At 60.0% G+C, this 16,045-nt stretch carries 13 protein-coding genes; 4 read left to right on the top strand and 9 right to left on the bottom strand.

The window, feature by feature from the left end; translation table 11 throughout:
• Positions 1 to 264: 264 nt before the first annotated feature.
• From Q1A06_RS11230 to secA, 3 genes are all read right to left on the bottom strand, one after another.
• On the bottom strand, positions 265 to 1,833 hold the full coding sequence (locus Q1A06_RS11230) for a phosphate ABC transporter substrate-binding/OmpA family protein (protein ID WP_299563139.1): 1,569 nt from the start codon (positions 1,831 to 1,833) through the stop codon (positions 265 to 267).
• Between the two features lie 17 nt (positions 1,834 to 1,850).
• A complete protein-coding gene (locus Q1A06_RS11225) occupies positions 1,851 to 2,888 on the bottom strand; it encodes a hypothetical protein (RefSeq protein ID WP_299563136.1) in 1,038 nt (345 codons plus the stop codon).
• Between the two features lie 121 nt (positions 2,889 to 3,009).
• Complete coding sequence (gene secA, locus Q1A06_RS11220; RefSeq protein WP_299563133.1) at positions 3,010 to 5,718, bottom strand: preprotein translocase subunit SecA; 2,709 nt, start codon at positions 5,716 to 5,718, stop codon at positions 3,010 to 3,012.
• A gap of 197 nt (positions 5,719 to 5,915) precedes the next feature.
• Here secA and Q1A06_RS11215 point away from each other — a divergent pair, with 197 nt between their 5' ends.
• The 4 genes from Q1A06_RS11215 to Q1A06_RS11200 all read left to right on the top strand — a co-directional run bounded on the left by Q1A06_RS11215 (position 5,916) and on the right by Q1A06_RS11200 (position 8,663).
• Positions 5,916 to 6,788, top strand: a complete 873-nt coding sequence (locus Q1A06_RS11215; RefSeq protein WP_299563130.1) for a peptidylprolyl isomerase — start codon at positions 5,916 to 5,918, stop codon at positions 6,786 to 6,788.
• Positions 6,789 to 6,794: 6 nt separating this feature from the next.
• Positions 6,795 to 8,021, top strand: a complete 1,227-nt coding sequence (argJ, locus tag Q1A06_RS11210; protein ID WP_299563127.1) for a bifunctional glutamate N-acetyltransferase/amino-acid acetyltransferase ArgJ — start codon at positions 6,795 to 6,797, stop codon at positions 8,019 to 8,021.
• Positions 8,018 to 8,416 carry an 8-oxo-dGTP diphosphatase MutT gene (mutT, locus tag Q1A06_RS11205; protein ID WP_299563124.1) on the top strand — a complete coding sequence of 133 codons (399 nt, stop codon included), beginning with the start codon at positions 8,018 to 8,020 and terminating at the stop codon, positions 8,414 to 8,416. The genes argJ and mutT overlap by 4 nt, the downstream gene beginning before the upstream one ends.
• Before the next feature lie 115 nt (positions 8,417 to 8,531).
• Positions 8,532 to 8,663, top strand: coding sequence for a hypothetical protein (locus tag Q1A06_RS11200; protein WP_299563121.1), 132 nt, complete (start codon positions 8,532 to 8,534; stop codon positions 8,661 to 8,663).
• Positions 8,664 to 8,738: 75 nt separating this feature from the next.
• Here Q1A06_RS11200 and infB read toward each other — a convergent pair whose 3' ends face one another.
• From infB to pip, 6 genes are all read right to left on the bottom strand, one after another.
• Positions 8,739 to 11,219 carry a translation initiation factor IF-2 gene (gene infB / locus Q1A06_RS11195; RefSeq protein WP_299563119.1) on the bottom strand — a complete coding sequence of 827 codons (2,481 nt, stop codon included), beginning with the start codon at positions 11,217 to 11,219 and terminating at the stop codon, positions 8,739 to 8,741.
• A gap of 9 nt (positions 11,220 to 11,228) precedes the next feature.
• Positions 11,229 to 11,849: an RNA-binding protein gene (locus tag Q1A06_RS11190; RefSeq protein ID WP_299563116.1), complete on the bottom strand. Its 621-nt coding sequence runs from the start codon at positions 11,847 to 11,849 to the stop codon at positions 11,229 to 11,231.
• 22 nt (positions 11,850 to 11,871) lie between these two features.
• The gene (gene nusA / locus Q1A06_RS11185; protein WP_299563113.1) at positions 11,872 to 13,482 is read right to left on the bottom strand and encodes a transcription termination factor NusA; all 1,611 of its coding nucleotides are present in this window, start codon (positions 13,480 to 13,482) and stop codon (positions 11,872 to 11,874) included.
• Positions 13,482 to 14,060 (bottom strand): ribosome maturation factor RimP, encoded by a 579-nt coding sequence (gene rimP, locus Q1A06_RS11180; protein ID WP_299563110.1) that lies wholly within the window; start codon positions 14,058 to 14,060, stop codon positions 13,482 to 13,484. The genes nusA and rimP overlap by 1 nt, the downstream gene beginning before the upstream one ends.
• Before the next feature lie 151 nt (positions 14,061 to 14,211).
• On the bottom strand, positions 14,212 to 15,048 hold the full coding sequence (locus Q1A06_RS11175) for an ABC transporter substrate-binding protein (protein ID WP_299563108.1): 837 nt from the start codon (positions 15,046 to 15,048) through the stop codon (positions 14,212 to 14,214).
• Positions 15,045 to 16,016 (bottom strand): prolyl aminopeptidase, encoded by a 972-nt coding sequence (gene pip / locus Q1A06_RS11170; RefSeq protein WP_299563105.1) that lies wholly within the window; start codon positions 16,014 to 16,016, stop codon positions 15,045 to 15,047. The genes Q1A06_RS11175 and pip overlap by 4 nt, the downstream gene beginning before the upstream one ends.
• Positions 16,017 to 16,045 lie beyond the last annotated feature (29 nt).

Raw genomic sequence — 16,045 nt, 5'->3', positions numbered from 1 at the left:
GCCTACTGCGGCATGTTCGTCTGCAAGGTGCACGGCGAGCGTCGTATCAAGGATTCGCAGCACCTCCCGATCATGAACGGATGAACGCGTGTCTGGATCGGTTTGTTAATGACACCTCCAAAGGCATGCTAGCGCCGGACAGAGATGCGGTAGGCGGCGCTTGACGGGCTCGTTCAGATGCGGGGTTGTCATCTGATGAACAAGAAAGGAACCCGTCTTTGCGATCCGGATACGCATCGCCCCAAATCCGGTAGGTCCTCCAGGCTAGCGCACCCAAACCTCGACACGCCGGTTCGCCTGCCGACCCCATGCACTGTCGTCGCACGCCATTGGCATTGCTTCGCCAAAGGCATCCACCTGCAGTTCGACACGGTCCAGATTGGCGGCGACGGCTGCTTCACTTACTGCACGACGCACCGCTTCCGCCCGCCGCAGTGCGATATTCCGGTTGGCTTCCGCAGGTCCGTTCCCGTCACTGAATCCCACGAACAGCAACCGCCGCGCATCGTATTGGCCCACTTCAAGCGCCCGCGCCAGTTGTTGCACGTTGGAGCGGGACTGCGCATCGAGGCGGATCGACCCCGCCTCAAACCTGAAAGATGTGCTGAGCCGCGCCATCGGCGTGAACGTGGCCGTCATCCGCTGCAACTCTTCCAGCGTAATTTCCCCGCCCGCCTGCGCAATCGCGTTCGCGAAACGGTTTCCCTGCTCCTCGACTGTAATCTCTTCGGGGGTCTGGTCCACGAATCCCGAACGCCGGATCACGATCTGCGCGGCGGGACCGCGCGTAAACGCAAGAAACTCCCGCGCGATGCGCGGCAGGCGACGCGCGGGAAAATAGAGGAACATAGGCGCAGTCAGCGGATAATCCTCGGTCTTGATGGTGCGCCGCGACGCCTGCATCGAAAAACCGCAACTCCCGGTCAGCATCAGGGCCTGCGTCGTGCCACGGTCGGCATAGCTTGTCAGCCCCAGCGCGAAAGTGTCCCGCGCCACGGATTGCGCCAACGCATCGGGGCGGTGATGACGGACCGCGTCTTGCGACATGGCGTTCAGATTGGCAGGCTTGAGCACCTGATCCGCGATCGCCTGTGCCAGACCGGATTCGTCGCTTGGGACATGCAGGTCAATCGGGACATCCGGGCCGCCCAGATCCTCCCAGTTGGTAATGCGACCAGCCAAAACCTGCGCCAACCGAAAGGGAGAGATACCGCGTACCGGATTGCTCGGCGACACCACCGGAACGATCGCGTCGAGCGCCAGAACGCGGCTGCGGTTTGCCTCCGTCATATCGCCCAGACCAAGCTCACGGGCGCGGGCGCGCTCTTTGGGGCGAATTTCGCGAAGTGACATCACGATATCGGCTTCATCCGCCAAAAGATCGGCAAAGCCTTCATCGGTGTTCCCGACACGAAAAAAGAACCGCGCCGCGGTCTTTCCGTCTTCGTTCCGCGTCAGGACATATGTAAATTGTTGCGGCTCCGACTCGTCTTCCCGCATCGCGGTGTACCCGTTCTTCTGGGCAAAAGCTTCGATCAGCGCAGGCATCACCACGGCGCCCAACGTGGGCGCACCCGAGATCTGAAGCTCCGCCACGAAGTCCTGAAGGTTGGGGCACCCCGGACCAGCACACAGCACACCGGACCCATCGACAGTCAATTCGCCGTAGTCCGTCTCGATCCTGTAGAATTCGCCATCGAACCCAAGCAACGTGCCACTCAGCTCAACCGCGCTATCGCGGGAGGTCAGAGTCACGTCCTGTGCCCTTGCGGGTAGGGTCGCAGCGAAAATGGAAAGTGCGGCGAATACCGCCGCACATGACACTCTGATCATAAGACCCCTGGGTTGCGTTAGTTGATCGCGACTTTCAGGTCTTCGAAGAGATTATTCAACACAAGAAAGTTCCCGGCGGCTTCGCAATCGGGCACAGAGAGGGTCACATCCTTGGAAAGGATGCTGCCGCCACCCTGCATCTGAAGCGTCTGCGCCTCGATCTCGAAGCCGCAGTTGTTGGTCGCAACTTCTGTCTCGACGCTCAGATCGACCGTTCCGGCACGTTCGGCGTTGTCGGGCGGGAAGGTGTAGATTTCCGCCATCAACCCATCAGGGATGTCGGGATCGCCAAGCCGCGTGATATAACCGCCCTGCCCCGTTACCGCGTAGGACATATCGCGGGCGGCACCCGACCATACATGGCCCTCGTCACCGTACCCCGCACCATACTCGCGTGCGTGAAGCTCGAAACCGATGTCACCTTTCCACTGGACGCCGACCCGGTCGAATTCGGAAACATCTTCTACTGTCGCTTGCGCCACCCCCCCTTCACCGTCTGAAAATGCAACGATGAACATCGCATTGCGTGCAAGAGCCGGCAGCGTGATATCCAAAGAGCCGTCTGCGTCGGTGGTTTGGTTGAAAAGCAACCCGCTATGGTGGACCGTCACACGCTCGTTCGGCAGGCAAGGCGCAGTTAGCGTCAGGTTTACCATCGCTGCGGCCACAGGGCGCGCCCGAGCGTCCACCGGACAGGCTGTATCCGTGTTGGATATCATCTTTTCTGCCAGCGGATCCGCCGCGGACGCTGAGGCGGGGGCGTTCATCGCATTCGTGCGGACATCTTCTGGCGGCACGATTTCTGGGACCGACACCGGTACGATTTTCTCTTCCTGCCGTGGCTTCTGGATCGTCGTATCGAACTCGGCCGATGTCAGGATAATGTCCTCGACATTCAACAAGGCTGCATCCGCATTCGCAAGGACTTCGCCGCCGGTCGATGGCGCATCGGCGGAAAGCGTATCTGCGGATTGAGACCGTTGCATTACGAAACCAATGCCGACAGCGATGGCCAGAGTGGCGGCTGTCGTAACTATTTCTTTACGGTATCGCATCGTCGATGTCCCCTTTAACGGAATCGTTCGATGCTTTGTATCCTGTGCGAAAGGGGCTGCTTTAGGGCAGCCCCCTGCTTTTAATGTGGCACCTGTCCGGTGCTCAGGACTTCCGAACCTCTCAGGTCAGCCGACCGTGGCAATGCTTGAACTTCTTGCCGGATCCGCACGGGCAGGGATCGTTGCGTGCCGGACTGCCCCAGGTCGTGGGGTCGTTTTCGTCGAATCCTTCCCTGGCCTCCGGCGATGGCGGTACGGGCGTCGCCGTTTCCCCTTCCGGCGTTGCTGCGGCCTGCGTTGCACGCCGCTGCGCGACCATCTGGTCGATCATCTGCTGCTGCTCTGCTTCGCTCAGGGGTTTGATCTGAGCCAGCTTTTGAGTCACATCCGATCGAAGGCTGTCCAACATCCCCTCGAACAACTGGAATGACTCGTTCTTGTACTCGTTCAGCGGATCGCGTTGCGCGTAGCCACGGAACCCCACAACCGAGCGTAGATGCTCCAGCGTGAGCAGATGTTCGCGCCACTTGGCGTCGATCGTCTGCAACAGCAACTGTTTTTCGATGTTGCGCATGTTGTCGGGGCCAAAGCTCTCGGTCTTCTCCGCCATCAACTTGTCCGTCGCCTCGATCAGCCGTTCGCGGATCACATCGTCGTCGACGCCGTCTTCCTCGCACCATGCGATAACCGGCACGTCAACCCCAAGCTGTTCGATCACTGCGGCGTAGAAACCTTGGGTGTCCCACTGATCGGCGTAGGTTTTCGGGGGCATGTACTGGTCGATCAGATCGTCGATCACCTGGTGGCGCATGTCCTCGGTGATCTCGTGCAGATCCTGCGATTCCATGATGTCGCGGCGCTGGCCAAAGATCACCTTGCGCTGCTCGTTCATTACGTCATCAAACTTCAAAAGCTGCTTGCGGATGTCAAAGTTGCGGCCTTCGACCTTTGCCTGCGCGCGCTCCAGCGATTTGTTGACCCATGGATGGATGATCGCCTCGCCTTCCTTCAGACCGAGCGACGTCAGCACTTTTTCAAGCCGCTCGGACCCGAAAATGCGCATCAGATCGTCTTCGAGCGACAAAAAGAACGACGAGCGGCCCGGATCCCCCTGACGACCCGAACGGCCGCGCAGCTGGTTGTCGATGCGCCGGCTTTCGTGGCGCTCAGACGCCAGCACGAACAGCCCGCCTGCTTCGAGCACTTTCTTCTTCTCGTCCGCGTGCTCCGCTTCGATGCGCGTGCGAATCTCGACCGGATCGGCCTCAGGGTCGGCGCTCAGTGCCTCCTGCACTTTCATCTCTACATTGCCGCCCAGCTGGATATCGGTACCGCGTCCAGCCATGTTCGTGGCGATGGTCACGGCACCCAATTTGCCCGCATCACCGACAATTTGCGCTTCCTGCTCGTGCTGACGCGCGTTCAGGACATTGTGCTTGATACCTTCCGCCTCCAGCATCTGGCTCAGCATTTCGGACTTCTCGATGGACGTGGTCCCGACAAGACATGGCTGCCCCTTGGCGTGGGCCTCTTTCACCCGTTCGATCATTGCCGCGTATTTCTCGGCGGCGGTGCGGTAGACCGCATCGTCCTCATCGACACGGGCAATCGGCACGTTGGTCGGCACCTCGACGACGCCCAAACCATAGATTTCGGCAAACTCTTCGGCTTCGGTCAGGGCCGTACCCGTCATGCCCGCCAGCTTGTCGTACAGACGGAAATAGTTCTGGAACGTCACAGACGCCAGCGTGATGTTCTCGGGCTTGATATCGACCTGTTCCTTGGCCTCGATCGCCTGATGCAAACCGTCCCCTAACCGACGTCCTGCCATCATACGACCGGTGAATTCGTCGATCAGAACTACCTCGCCATCGCGCACGATATAGTCCTTGTCCTTCTGGAAAAGCTTGTGCGCGCGCAGGCCCTGGTTGACGTGGTGCACGACGCTTGTGCTTTCGGGGTCATAAAGCGTCATCCCCTCTTCGAGCAGACCCCGAATGCGCAGCTGTTCTTCGAGGAACTCGTTGCCGTCGTCCGTAAAGGTTACGTTGCGCGATTTTTCGTCCAGCTCGTAATGCTCTTCCTGAAGCAGCGGAATAACCGCGTCGATGGTGCGGTACATATCCGACCGGTCGTCGGACGGGCCGGAAATAATCAGCGGGGTGCGCGACTCGTCGATGAGAATGCTGTCGACCTCATCGACGATGGCAAAATTATGCCCGCGTTGAAAAATCTGGCTCAGCTCGGCCTTCATGTTGTCGCGCAGATAGTCGAACCCAAGCTCGTTGTTGGTGGCATAGGTGATGTCGCAAGCATAGGCCGCGCGCTTGGCCTCATCCGTCATGTTGGGATAGATAAAGCCGGTCGTCAGCCCGAGTGAGGCATAGACCTTGCCCATCCAGTCGGCGTCGCGCTTCACAAGGTATTCGTTCACCGTGACGATGTGAACGCCTTTGCCCGTCAGCGCATTCAAATACGCCGCGAAGGTTGCCGTAAGCGTCTTGCCTTCACCGGTTTTCTGCTCAGCGACGTTGCCCTGATGCAGAAAGATCGCGCCCATCAGCTGCGTATCGAAGGCACGCAGGCCCAGCGTGCGCCGCGCGCCCTCACGACAGTTGGCAAAGGCCTCCGGCAGCAAATCGTCAAGGCTCTCGCCCTCCATCGCCCGCTTGGCCAGCGCTTCGGTCCGGTCCTTGATGGCGTCGTCGCTCAGCTTTTCGAATTCGGGCTCGAGCGCATTGATCTTTTCGACCAGAGGGCGGGCCGCCTTGATCTTGCGATCGTTCGGCGAACCAAATACCTTTTTGGTGATTGTTCCAAGTCCCAGCATGCGATCTCCAGCCGAAGTATATAAAGGTTTGCGCGATCTGCTTGCCCCGCTAACACCCAGTCCATAGATAGAAGGGGAGAATGGTGGCCTCAGCCGCGCGTGTCAGCGTTGTACGCTCCGCGTGATGGCGATGTAAGGGCCGCTGTATAGCGTGTCAATGTAAGCGCCCAAATCGCGCGTCGAAGATAGGACAATCCATGCAAAAACCCCTCACTTTTCTGGCACCTCTCGCGTTGTGTGCCGCCCTGTCGCTGCCAGCCGCTGCACAGGAAACCGAAACACCCGCCGCGCCAGCGACGGCAGATCCTGGCACCGTTGTCGCCGTTGTCGGAGGCACGGAGATCACCGTCGGTCATATGATCGTCGCTTGGGCCAGCCTGCCGCCGCAGTACAAGGATCTGCCAGAAGATGTATTGTTTCAGGGCATTTTGGACCAGCTGATCCAGCAAACCGCGCTTTCCCAGCAGTTCGATGGCGAGCTTCCCGCGCGCGTCGATCTTCAGATCGAGAACGAGCGGCGTTCGCTCGTAGCCGGTGAATCCATCAACCGCATTATGGAAACGCCGCTTGACGATGCCGAGGTGCAGGCCGCCTATGAAGCCGAGTATTCCGACGCAGAGCAGGAAGAGGAATTCAATGCCTCGCACATTCTCGTGGAAACCGAAGAGACCGCGCTGGCGGTGATCGAAGAGTTGGAAGGCGGTGCAGATTTTGCCGCCGTCGCCCGCGAGAAATCCACTGGCCCATCCGGTCCAAACGGGGGTGAGCTTGGCTGGTTCGGCAAAGGCGCGATGGTCCCGGAATTTGAACAGGCCGTCATCGATCTTGAACCAGGGGCGGTGTCCGCGCCGGTAAAGACGCAATTCGGCTGGCACATCGTCAAGCTGAACGAAACCCGCATCCAACAAGCACCTGCGATTGATGAGGTGCGCGAGGAAATCGAGCTTCAGATCCGCCAGGGCCGTGCGCAGGCCGCCATCGAGGCCGTCACCGCCGAGGCGGAGGTCGACCGCAGCGGTGCCGAGGCGGTCGATCCTTCCGTACTCAAACAGACCGACGTTCTGGAGTAGGCTGCAATGGCAAAGATCACGTCCGTTTCACCGCTGGCCCCCGAGAAATTTCCCGATCTGCCGGTGATTGACGGGGTGCGCTTTGCCACCGCCGCTGCGGGAGTGAAATATCAGGACCGCACGGACGTCATGCTGGCGACCTTGGCACCGGGCAGTGTCGTGGCGGGGGCGTTCACCCGCTCCGCCACACGGTCGGCACCGGTTCTCGACTGTCAGGCCAAACTGGGCAAGGTATCGGACGAGGGGGCGGCGATTCTGGTCAACTCCGGCAACGCCAATGCCTTTACCGGCAAGAGCGGTACCACATCCGTCGAGGTGATCACCGCAAGTGTCGCGCAAGAGTGTGGCGTCCCGCAGGACCGGGTTTTCACCTCTTCGACCGGGGTGATCGGAGAACCTTTGCCGCATGACCGGATCGTTGCGGCGCTGCACACTCTGGCGCACGACAGCGATGCTGGCGGTATCGCGGCAGCAGCCAAGGCGATCATGACAACCGACACCTTTCCCAAAGGCGCGGCGGCACAGGTCAATGTGGACGGAAAGACGGTAAATATCGCAGGCATCGCCAAGGGATCGGGCATGATCGCGCCGGATATGGCGACGATGCTTGTCTACATTTTTACTGACGCGAAGATCGGTCAGGATGCGCTGCAATCCATTGTGTCCAAGCACAACGAAGTGACGTTCAATTCCATCACCGTCGACAGCGATACCTCGACGTCCGACAGCCTGATCGTCGCCGCCACCGGAGAGTCGGGCGTCGCAGTTGACGGGCACGCGGGGTTCAGCGATGCCCTTCACGGCCTGATGCGCGATCTGGCCCACCAAGTTGTGAAGGACGGTGAGGGTGCGACGAAATTCGTCGAGGTACAGATCACGGGCGCTGCCAGTGACAGGGATGCCAAGACGCACGCGATGGCAATCGCGAACTCTCCGCTGATCAAGACCGCGATCGCGGGCGAGGATCCGAATTGGGGCCGCGTCGTCATGGCGATCGGCAAATCCGGCGCGCAGGCCGACCGTGATCTCCTTTCGATCCGGTTCGGCGATGTCGAAGTGGCCAAGGACGGCTGGCGCAGCGAGGCGTACTCAGAAGAGGCCGCCGCCGCGCATATGAAAGGCCAGAACATCGTGATCGCAGTCGACCTAGGGCTCGGCGGCGGCCATGCGACCGTTTGGACCTGCGACCTGACCCACGGCTATATCGCGATCAACGCCGATTACCGCTCATGAAAATGGTACTGGTGTCGGCGGTCGCGCTGATCGACGTCGACGGGCGGGTCCTGCTCGCCCAGCGTCCCGAAGGCAAGACGATGGCGGGCCTTTGGGAATTTCCCGGCGGAAAGATCGAACAGGGCGAAACCCCGGAGGCAGCGCTCGTGCGCGAATTGCACGAGGAACTGGGGATCGAAACGTGGTCCTCCTGTCTGGCTCCGCTCACTTTCGCGAGCCACAGCTACGAAGATTTTCACCTGATGATGCCGCTGTTCGCCTGCCGAAAATGGGAGGGGACGGTCCGCGCACGCGAAGGCCAAACGCTAAAATGGGTGCGTCCGAACGAGATGAGACAGTATCCGATGCCAGCAGCAGACATCCCCCTTATCGCGGTCTTGCGCGACTGGATTTAAGGCTTTTAGAATATTTCCGAAACCAGACGGGAATTTTATGATTCTTGTTTGATTGTTGTGGAACTGGCTACAATACACGTTACTCTCCCGCTTATTGGTTCCGGGGAGGATTGGAATGTTGCGCACTATCACGCTTGGAAGCTGTGTTTCGGTACAGGGAACCTTTGTCGAGGCGATGCCTGATGGGCGGATCACGGTAAAGGTAGACAGCACAACGTATTCGGGTGTTCCGGTCTGCAAGAAATGATGTGACCGCATCTGCTGAATAAGAAAGGGACGCTGCAAATGCAGCGTCCCTTTTTTTGTATCGCGATTTTCGAGATCAGCTTAGCGTGCGCGTCACTTCTTCACGTTCGAAGATCTCGATCACGTCGCCGGGACGCACGTCATCGTAGCTTTCGAATGCCATACCGCATTCTTGACCCGACTGCACTTCGGCGACTTCATCTTTGAAGCGCTTCAGCGTTTTCAGCGTTCCCTCGTGTATCACCACGTTGTCGCGCAGCAATCGGACACCGGCGGAGCGGCGTGCAACACCTTCGGTAACAAGACAGCCCGCAACCTTGCCAACGCCGGTCACCTTGAACACCTCTTTGATGTTGGCATAACCGATGAAGTTTTCCTTGATCTCATTGCTCAGGAGACCGGATGCCACGGCTTTGACGTGATCGACCAGATCATAGATCACCGAGTAATAGCGGATCTCTACGCCTTTCTGGTTGGCCGTGTTCCGTGCCGATGCGTTCGCACGCACGTTAAAGCCAATGATGGGCGCGCCCGACGCTTCGGCAAGACCCACATCGGTTTCCGTGATCGCACCAACACCGGAGTGCAGGACGCGAACGCGCACCTCATCGTTGCCGATCTTTTCCATTGCCTGCACAATTGCTTCGGCTGAACCCTGAACGTCTGCCTTGACCAAAATTGGCAATTCAGAGACGTTCTCGTCCGCCTTTGCATTCGCCATCAGCTGTTCAAGGGTCGTCGCTGCACCCGCCGCCGCGCGCTTGTCACGTGCGGCATTGGCGCGATACTCGGCAATCTCGCGGGCTTGCGCTTCGGTGTCGGTCACGTTCAACACGTCGCCTGCTTCGGGCGTGCCGTTCAGGCCAAGCACCTCGACAGGAACCGAAGGACCTGCCTCTTTCACGCGGTTGCCCTGATCGTCGATCAACGCACGGACCTTACCGTACTGTTCACCCACAACAAAGATATCGCCCTGACGCAGCGTACCGTTCTGGATCAAAACAGTGGCGACAGGACCGCGACCGACATCAAGCTGCGCTTCGATCACCGCACCGATAGCGGCCCGATCCGGGTTGGCTTTCAGCTCAAGGATCTCGGCCTGCAAGGCGATGGCTTCAAGAAGCTCGTCGAGCCCCTGCCCCGTGGCAGCGGAAACTTCGACATCCTGCACATCGCCCGACATCTTCTCGACGATCACTTCATGCTGAAGCAGACCGGTACGCACCCTGTCGGGATCGGCGGCGGGCTTGTCGATCTTGTTGATCGCAACGATCATCGGCACCTTGGCAGCTTTGGCGTGGTTGATTGCCTCGATCGTCTGCGGCATGACGGAATCGTCTGCAGCGACCACCAAAACAACGATGTCCGTCACATGTGCGCCGCGTGACCGCATCGACGTGAATGCCGCGTGGCCCGGCGTATCGAGGAACGAAAGCACCTGACCGCTGTCTGTCGTCACCTGATAGGCGCCGATATGCTGCGTAATACCACCGGCCTCGCCCGCGACGACCTTCGCATTGCGGATCGCGTCCAGAAGCGAAGTCTTGCCGTGGTCAACGTGGCCCATGATGGTGATGACCGGCGGACGCGACTTAAGATCGCCCTCGTCGTCGACAACCTCCTTGATGACGTCTTCAACATCTGCGTCGGAAACCCGGACAACCTTGTGGCCAAATTCCTCAATGATCAGCTCCGCAGTATCCGCGTCGATGGTTTCGTTCTGCGTCACCATCAGGCCACTGTTCATCAGCGCCTTCACAACCGCACCTGTCTTCTCGGCCATGCGCGCGGCCAATTCGGACACAACGATCGCCGGTGGCAGATTGACGTTACGCACGATCTTTTCACGCTCCACGGAGCCGCCCATCGCCTTCTGGCGTGCGCGTTCCTGCTTGCGCTTCATCTGCGCCATTGACCGCTGGCGGCCACCTTCGCCGCCGCGCAAGGCCTGATTGACGGTCAGCTTGCCGGACCGGCGGCTATCGTCCGCCTGACGGGCTTTTTTGCTGGTATCTTCACGATCCCGCTCGGTCTTGCGCGGTGTCTGAGCCGGTGCGGCCTTGTTCGGCGTTCGTGCGGCAACAGGCTCGGACGGCGATGGCGACGCAGCCGCTTGGGCAGCAGCCTCCGCTTCGCGGGCTTTGCGCGCATCCTCTTCGGCTTTCGCCTTGAGGCTTTCCTCGCGCTCGCGCTCTTCTTGCTCTTTGGCTTCGATCTCGGCGCGACGGCGCTCGCGCTCTTCGGCACGCGCCTTTTCTTCCGCTTCACGCGCTGCCGCTTCTTCGACCTCGCGGGCTTTCGCCGCCTGAACAGCCTTCAGGCGCCGTTCCATTTCGGAATCGGTAATGCCCGCAGGACGCTTGGAGGGATCGCCAACGGGACCGGCACCTGGGCCGGAGGGCTTCTGCCCACCCGGTTTGGGCACCACAACGCGCTTGCGTTTGGTTTCCACAACAACGTTCTTGGTCCGCCCGTGGCTAAAGCTTTGCTTTACGTTCCCCGGACGCGACCCACCGCCGCGCAGACCCAATGTTTTCTTGCCGTCACTATCGCTCATCTAGCTCGTCTATCCTTTCGGCTGGCCGCTGCCAGCCTCGTTTTCGCGCACGCCATATAACCTGTGAGCTTCCTCTACTACACGCTGAGTGAGTCCACCAGAGGCGAGCGCCCCATGTATCACAGTTTGGCGTCCGAATGCCAAACCCAATTCGTCCGCCGTCAAACACCCGATATAATGGCCGTAGTGAGGCGTACTAAGTTTCGATTTGCCGCGCCCCGATCCGTCCACAGCCTGGATCAGGACCTCGGCTTCTTCAGTTTGCAGCCAGCCTTTGACCTTCTCGTAACCTGCCACGGCCTTTCCAGCCTTGCGCTGCATCGAGATCAGATCCACCACGCGACGGGCCAACTGCTTTTCTACTTCGCATACCAGATCATCCGGTACCTTCACGGGTTGCTTCGCGGATCGCGAGAACAGCCCTTTTTTCATGGCTGTCTTCAGTGCGGCCCGGTCCGCCGATACCCATATGCCGCGACCGGGAAGTTTGCCCAGTATATCCGGCACGACCTGGTCCTCCGGCCCAATAACGAAACGTATCAACCCGTGCTTTGGTTGCACTTCCCCCGTTGCGATACATTTTCGCTCTGCGCCATCCGCGCGATCCTTTGAGGCACCACCGCGTCCCATGTCGGTCTTCCGAGGCCTGAGATCAGGCCTCGGCTTCCTCTTCTGCATGGTCTTCTTCGGCGTCCGCTTCCAGATCTGCCGGATCGACCCAACCCAAAAGAACGCGGGCGGTCATGATCAACTGCTGCGCTTCTTCAAGTGTCATCTCGAAGGGCTCCAGCGTCCCTTCGTCCTTGACCCGCTCACCGTTTACCGTGGTCCAGCCGCCGGCCAGCTCCCAATCTGCGCAGGTCGCGAAATCTTCGAGCGTCTTGACGTCATCCTTGGCCAACGCCTCTATCATTTGGGGTGTCAGACCTTCGAATTCAATAAGGCTTTCTTCAACGCCCAGCGCGCGGGCGGCATCAAGCGCGGCCTTGTTCTGCGCTTCGAGAACGTCACGCGCGCGCGCCTGAAGTTCACTTGCCGTGTCCTCGTCCACGCCGTCAATGACCAGAAGCTCGTCCACCTCTACATAAGCGACCTCTTCGAGATTGGTGAATCCTTCTGAGACGAGAAGCTGGGCAAAGAATTCATCCAGATCCAGCGTGTCCATGAACAGTTTGGTCCGCTGCTCGAACTCAGCCTGACGGCGCGCGCTCTCTTGCTCTTCGGTCATAATGTCGATGTCCAGACCGGTCAACTGAGACGCGAGGCGCACGTTCTGGCCGCGACGGCCAATGGCCAACGACAACTGCTCTTCGGGCACCACGACTTCGATCTTGCCGGCTTCCTCGTCCAGCACGACCTTGCTGACCTCGGCAGGCTGCAATGCGTTCACGAGGAAAGTCGGCTGGTCTTCGTTCCACGGAATGATATCGATCTTTTCACCCTGAAGCTCGTTCACAACAGCCTGCACACGGCTACCCCGCATCCCGACGCAGGCGCCGACGGGGTCGATGGAGTTGTCGTAGGAAATGACCGCGATCTTCGCGCGCGATCCGGGGTCGCGCGCGACCGCCTTGATCTCGATGATACCGTCGTAGATTTCCGGCACTTCCATCTTGAACAATTCGGCCATGAACTGCGGATCCGTGCGCGACAAGAAGATCTGCGGGCCGCGCTGCTCGCGGCGCACGTCCTTGATGTAGACGCGGATGCGGTCGTTCGGGCGATATGATTCGCGCCCGATCTTTTCGTTGCGGCGCAGGATCGCTTCGCCCGCACCCACGTCGACGATGACGTTGCCGTACTCTTCGCGCTTGACCAGGCCGTTGATGATCGTACCGGCACGGTCCTTGAATTCTTCATACTGGCGATCCCGCTCCGCCTCGCGGACCTTCTGCAAGATCACCTGCTTGGCCGATTGCGCAGCGATACGGCCCATTTCTACCGGCGGCACTTCTTCGACGAATTGCTGGCCGATCTCGGGAGCTTCCATATATTCCTTGGCCTGATCCACGGTGAACTCGGCCTGATAGTTTTCAAGCTCCTCATCCGCCACGACCGTACGCACACGGGTAAATGTCGCGCGACCTGTCTTGCGGTCGATATGAACGCGAATGTCCATTTCCGCGCCATAGCGGGACTTCGCCGCACGGGCGAGCGATTCTTCCATCGCTTCGACAACCAGACCGGGATCGATCATCTTCTCGCGCGCCACCGCTTCAGCGGTTTGCAAAAGCTCAAGCTGGTTTGCGGATGTAATGGCCATTAGTCTTCTCCCTCATCAGACTCGTCGGTCTGAAGTTCATCAAACTGTGTTTCGTCGATCGCGCCCGACGCTTTGCGCTGGCGCAGCATTTCCTTGATCAGCTCATCCGTCAGGACCAGTTTCGCATCCGACAGCCAGTCGAATTTCAGCCCGACAGTGCCTTCCTCGACGTTGATCAGAACCTCGTCACCGTCAACGCCCGCCAACTCGCCCTTGAAACGGCGGCGCCCGTCGATCATCTCGGTCGTCTCGATCTTGGCCTCGTAGCCTTCGAAATTCGCGAAATCCTTGAGCCGTGTCAGGGGTCGGTCGATCCCGGGCGACGAGACTTCAAGCGCGTATTCGTCCACAATCGGATCCTCGACATCCAGCACCGCACCGATGGCGGTACTGATCTGGGCGCAATCGTCTACTTCGATCCCGCCGTCAGGCCGGTCGGCCATCACCTGCAACGTCGATGCCTTGCCCGTCATCAGGCGTACCCGTACAAGTTCGAACCCCATGTCCTCGATGACCGGGGTGATGATTTCCGCCAGACGGCGGTCCATGGCTGCTTTGGCGATCAGATCGTTGTTCATCGTCTCTCTGACTTTCGGCGTCTGGCGGGCGCGCACAAAAAAACGGGCGCGCGGCCCGTTGCAATTTCCGGTGGGCGTCTGGTTTGGACCCGAACGCGCCGCTGTTGAAAGGGATATAGGCCCGTCTTGCGAAAACATCAAGCCCTCCCGTTCAGGCCGCCCACCAACGCTGCGCGGCCCGCAGATTATCCAAGGGACGTTGCGTTCCGATGACCATCGGAGTTGCGATACTGCGCGAGACCGCATGTGCTTGATGTGTGACGATATCGTCGAATGTTCTGAGCATGGACGGGTCCGCAAGATCCGCGCCATCAACGAGGTACTCGGCCAGCGCCTGTGCCCGCACCTCCTCCGACGGGATCGAAGCAAGCTCGACCTGATCAAACCACCCCGCCTGGCCGTCTTTGGGGTGCCGCGGTACCCGCTTAGCGATCAACTGCTGGCCCGGGGCGAAGTGAACCACGCGGTACAGGCCCGTACCGATACCCGACTGCGGCGCATGTGCGGGCCGGATCACATGCGCGGGGTCGCTCAGCTTGAAGGGGAAGGAAGCATCGGGGATCGCCAACTCGAACCGCACGCGATGTGTATCGAGCGCCGTAATCACCGCGTTCATTTCAAGGCACTGCACCACGTCGGCGGACGTAAATTGCGCATTGTCATGGAAAACCGCATCTTTGCGCAGATCGAATTCCCAGACCCGCCCATCGGGCGAGCCGGTCCAGTTCGCCGCCAGCTCCCCGCGCAGCGTGCCGTCGGCGGCGACTTCGGTCAGCGTTTCGAAGACGAGCCCTTGCCGCGCGACCTGCATGAACAACCCGCTGCCCGCCTGCCAGCTGTCACTGCGCAGCGCGCCGGACACGGCAAGGCGCAGCTTGCCGCCCCGTTGCGGCAACGGGCCCGCGCTCACTCCGGCGGCGGCCAGCAGAGCGGCGGCGGCACCACTGGCAAACAGCGCGCGGCGGTCGATGGGTGGTCTGCGGGTCATTGCGCCGCAATCCGGTCCATGGCGCGGACCAGCTCGGCGCTGATCCCCGGCTCGGACAACGCATGGCCGGCATTACGCACCATCTTCAATTCGGCCTTGGGCCATGCTTTTGCGATTGAATAGGCACTCGCCGGCGGGCAAATCAAGTCATAGCGCCCCTGCACGATCACGCCCGGAATATGGGCGATCCGGTCCATCTGTGCCAGAATTTGTCCGTCGAACTCCAGAAAACCCGCGTTGGTGAAATAGTGATTCTCTAGCCGCGCGAAGGCGCGTGCATACTCGGCCGGTCCCTCCGCCATGTAGCCGGACGACTGTATCGAGGCCAACGCATTTTCCCATCCGGCCCAGGCCCGTGCATAGCGTGTCTGCACGGTCATATCGTCGGAAAACAGCCTGCGATGATAGGCTGCAATGTAGTCGTCACGCTCGTCCTCCGGCACCAGCGCCACGAATTTTTCCCACACCTCGGGCCAGAATTTCCCGGCACCACCGCCGTAGAACCAGTCAAGCTCGGCCTGGGTCATCAGGAACACGCCGCGCAGCACCAGATTGCGCACAGCCGCCGGGTGCGTCTGAGCATAGATCAAAGATAACGTCGCACCCCAGCTGCCTCCGAAGACGACCCACTGCACAACGCCCAGCGCCTCACGAATGAGTTCAATGTCAGCGACCAGATGCCATGTCGTGTTGTCCGTCACCGACGCGTGCGGACGCGATCGCCCGCACCCGCGCTGATCGAACAGGATTACGCGGTACTTCGTCGGATCGAAATAGCGACGCATCGACGGGCTGCATCCGCCGCCGGGGCCGCCGTGCAGCACGACGACCGGAATGCCGTCGGGGTTGCCGCATTGCTCGACGTAAATTTCGTGCCCCTGACCCACGGTCAGCATCCGCCGATCAAAAGGATCGACGGGCGGGTACAGATACTGCACGGCGCGCGGTTGATCTGGGATTTTGTCCATGATGAGCCTATATAGTACGAAAGCCGACA

This window comes from uncultured Sulfitobacter sp., from assembly GCF_947497275.1.
In the GTDB taxonomy this organism is placed as follows: Bacteria; Pseudomonadota; Alphaproteobacteria; order Rhodobacterales; family Rhodobacteraceae; genus Sulfitobacter.
This window is presented reverse-complemented; position numbering and strand designations above follow the sequence as displayed.

Excerpts from the sequence above, each read along its gene's own strand:
- Q1A06_RS11230 (WP_299563139.1), bottom strand. The coding sequence starts at position 1,833 with ATGATCAGAGTGTCATGTGCGGCGGTATTCGCCGCACTTTCCATTTTC.
- Q1A06_RS11225 (WP_299563136.1), bottom strand. The coding sequence starts at position 2,888 with ATGCGATACCGTAAAGAAATAGTTACGACAGCCGCCACTCTGGCCATC.
- secA (WP_299563133.1), bottom strand. The coding sequence starts at position 5,718 with ATGCTGGGACTTGGAACAATCACCAAAAAGGTATTTGGTTCGCCGAAC.
- Q1A06_RS11215 (WP_299563130.1), top strand. The coding sequence starts at position 5,916 with ATGCAAAAACCCCTCACTTTTCTGGCACCTCTCGCGTTGTGTGCCGCC.
- argJ (WP_299563127.1), top strand. The coding sequence starts at position 6,795 with ATGGCAAAGATCACGTCCGTTTCACCGCTGGCCCCCGAGAAATTTCCC.
- mutT (WP_299563124.1), top strand. The coding sequence starts at position 8,018 with ATGAAAATGGTACTGGTGTCGGCGGTCGCGCTGATCGACGTCGACGGG.
- Q1A06_RS11200 (WP_299563121.1), top strand. The coding sequence starts at position 8,532 with ATGTTGCGCACTATCACGCTTGGAAGCTGTGTTTCGGTACAGGGAACC.
- infB (WP_299563119.1), bottom strand. The coding sequence starts at position 11,219 with ATGAGCGATAGTGACGGCAAGAAAACATTGGGTCTGCGCGGCGGTGGG.
- Q1A06_RS11190 (WP_299563116.1), bottom strand. The coding sequence starts at position 11,849 with ATGGGACGCGGTGGTGCCTCAAAGGATCGCGCGGATGGCGCAGAGCGA.
- nusA (WP_299563113.1), bottom strand. The coding sequence starts at position 13,482 with ATGGCCATTACATCCGCAAACCAGCTTGAGCTTTTGCAAACCGCTGAA.
- rimP (WP_299563110.1), bottom strand. The coding sequence starts at position 14,060 with ATGAACAACGATCTGATCGCCAAAGCAGCCATGGACCGCCGTCTGGCG.
- Q1A06_RS11175 (WP_299563108.1), bottom strand. The coding sequence starts at position 15,048 with ATGACCCGCAGACCACCCATCGACCGCCGCGCGCTGTTTGCCAGTGGT.
- pip (WP_299563105.1), bottom strand. The coding sequence starts at position 16,016 with ATGGACAAAATCCCAGATCAACCGCGCGCCGTGCAGTATCTGTACCCG.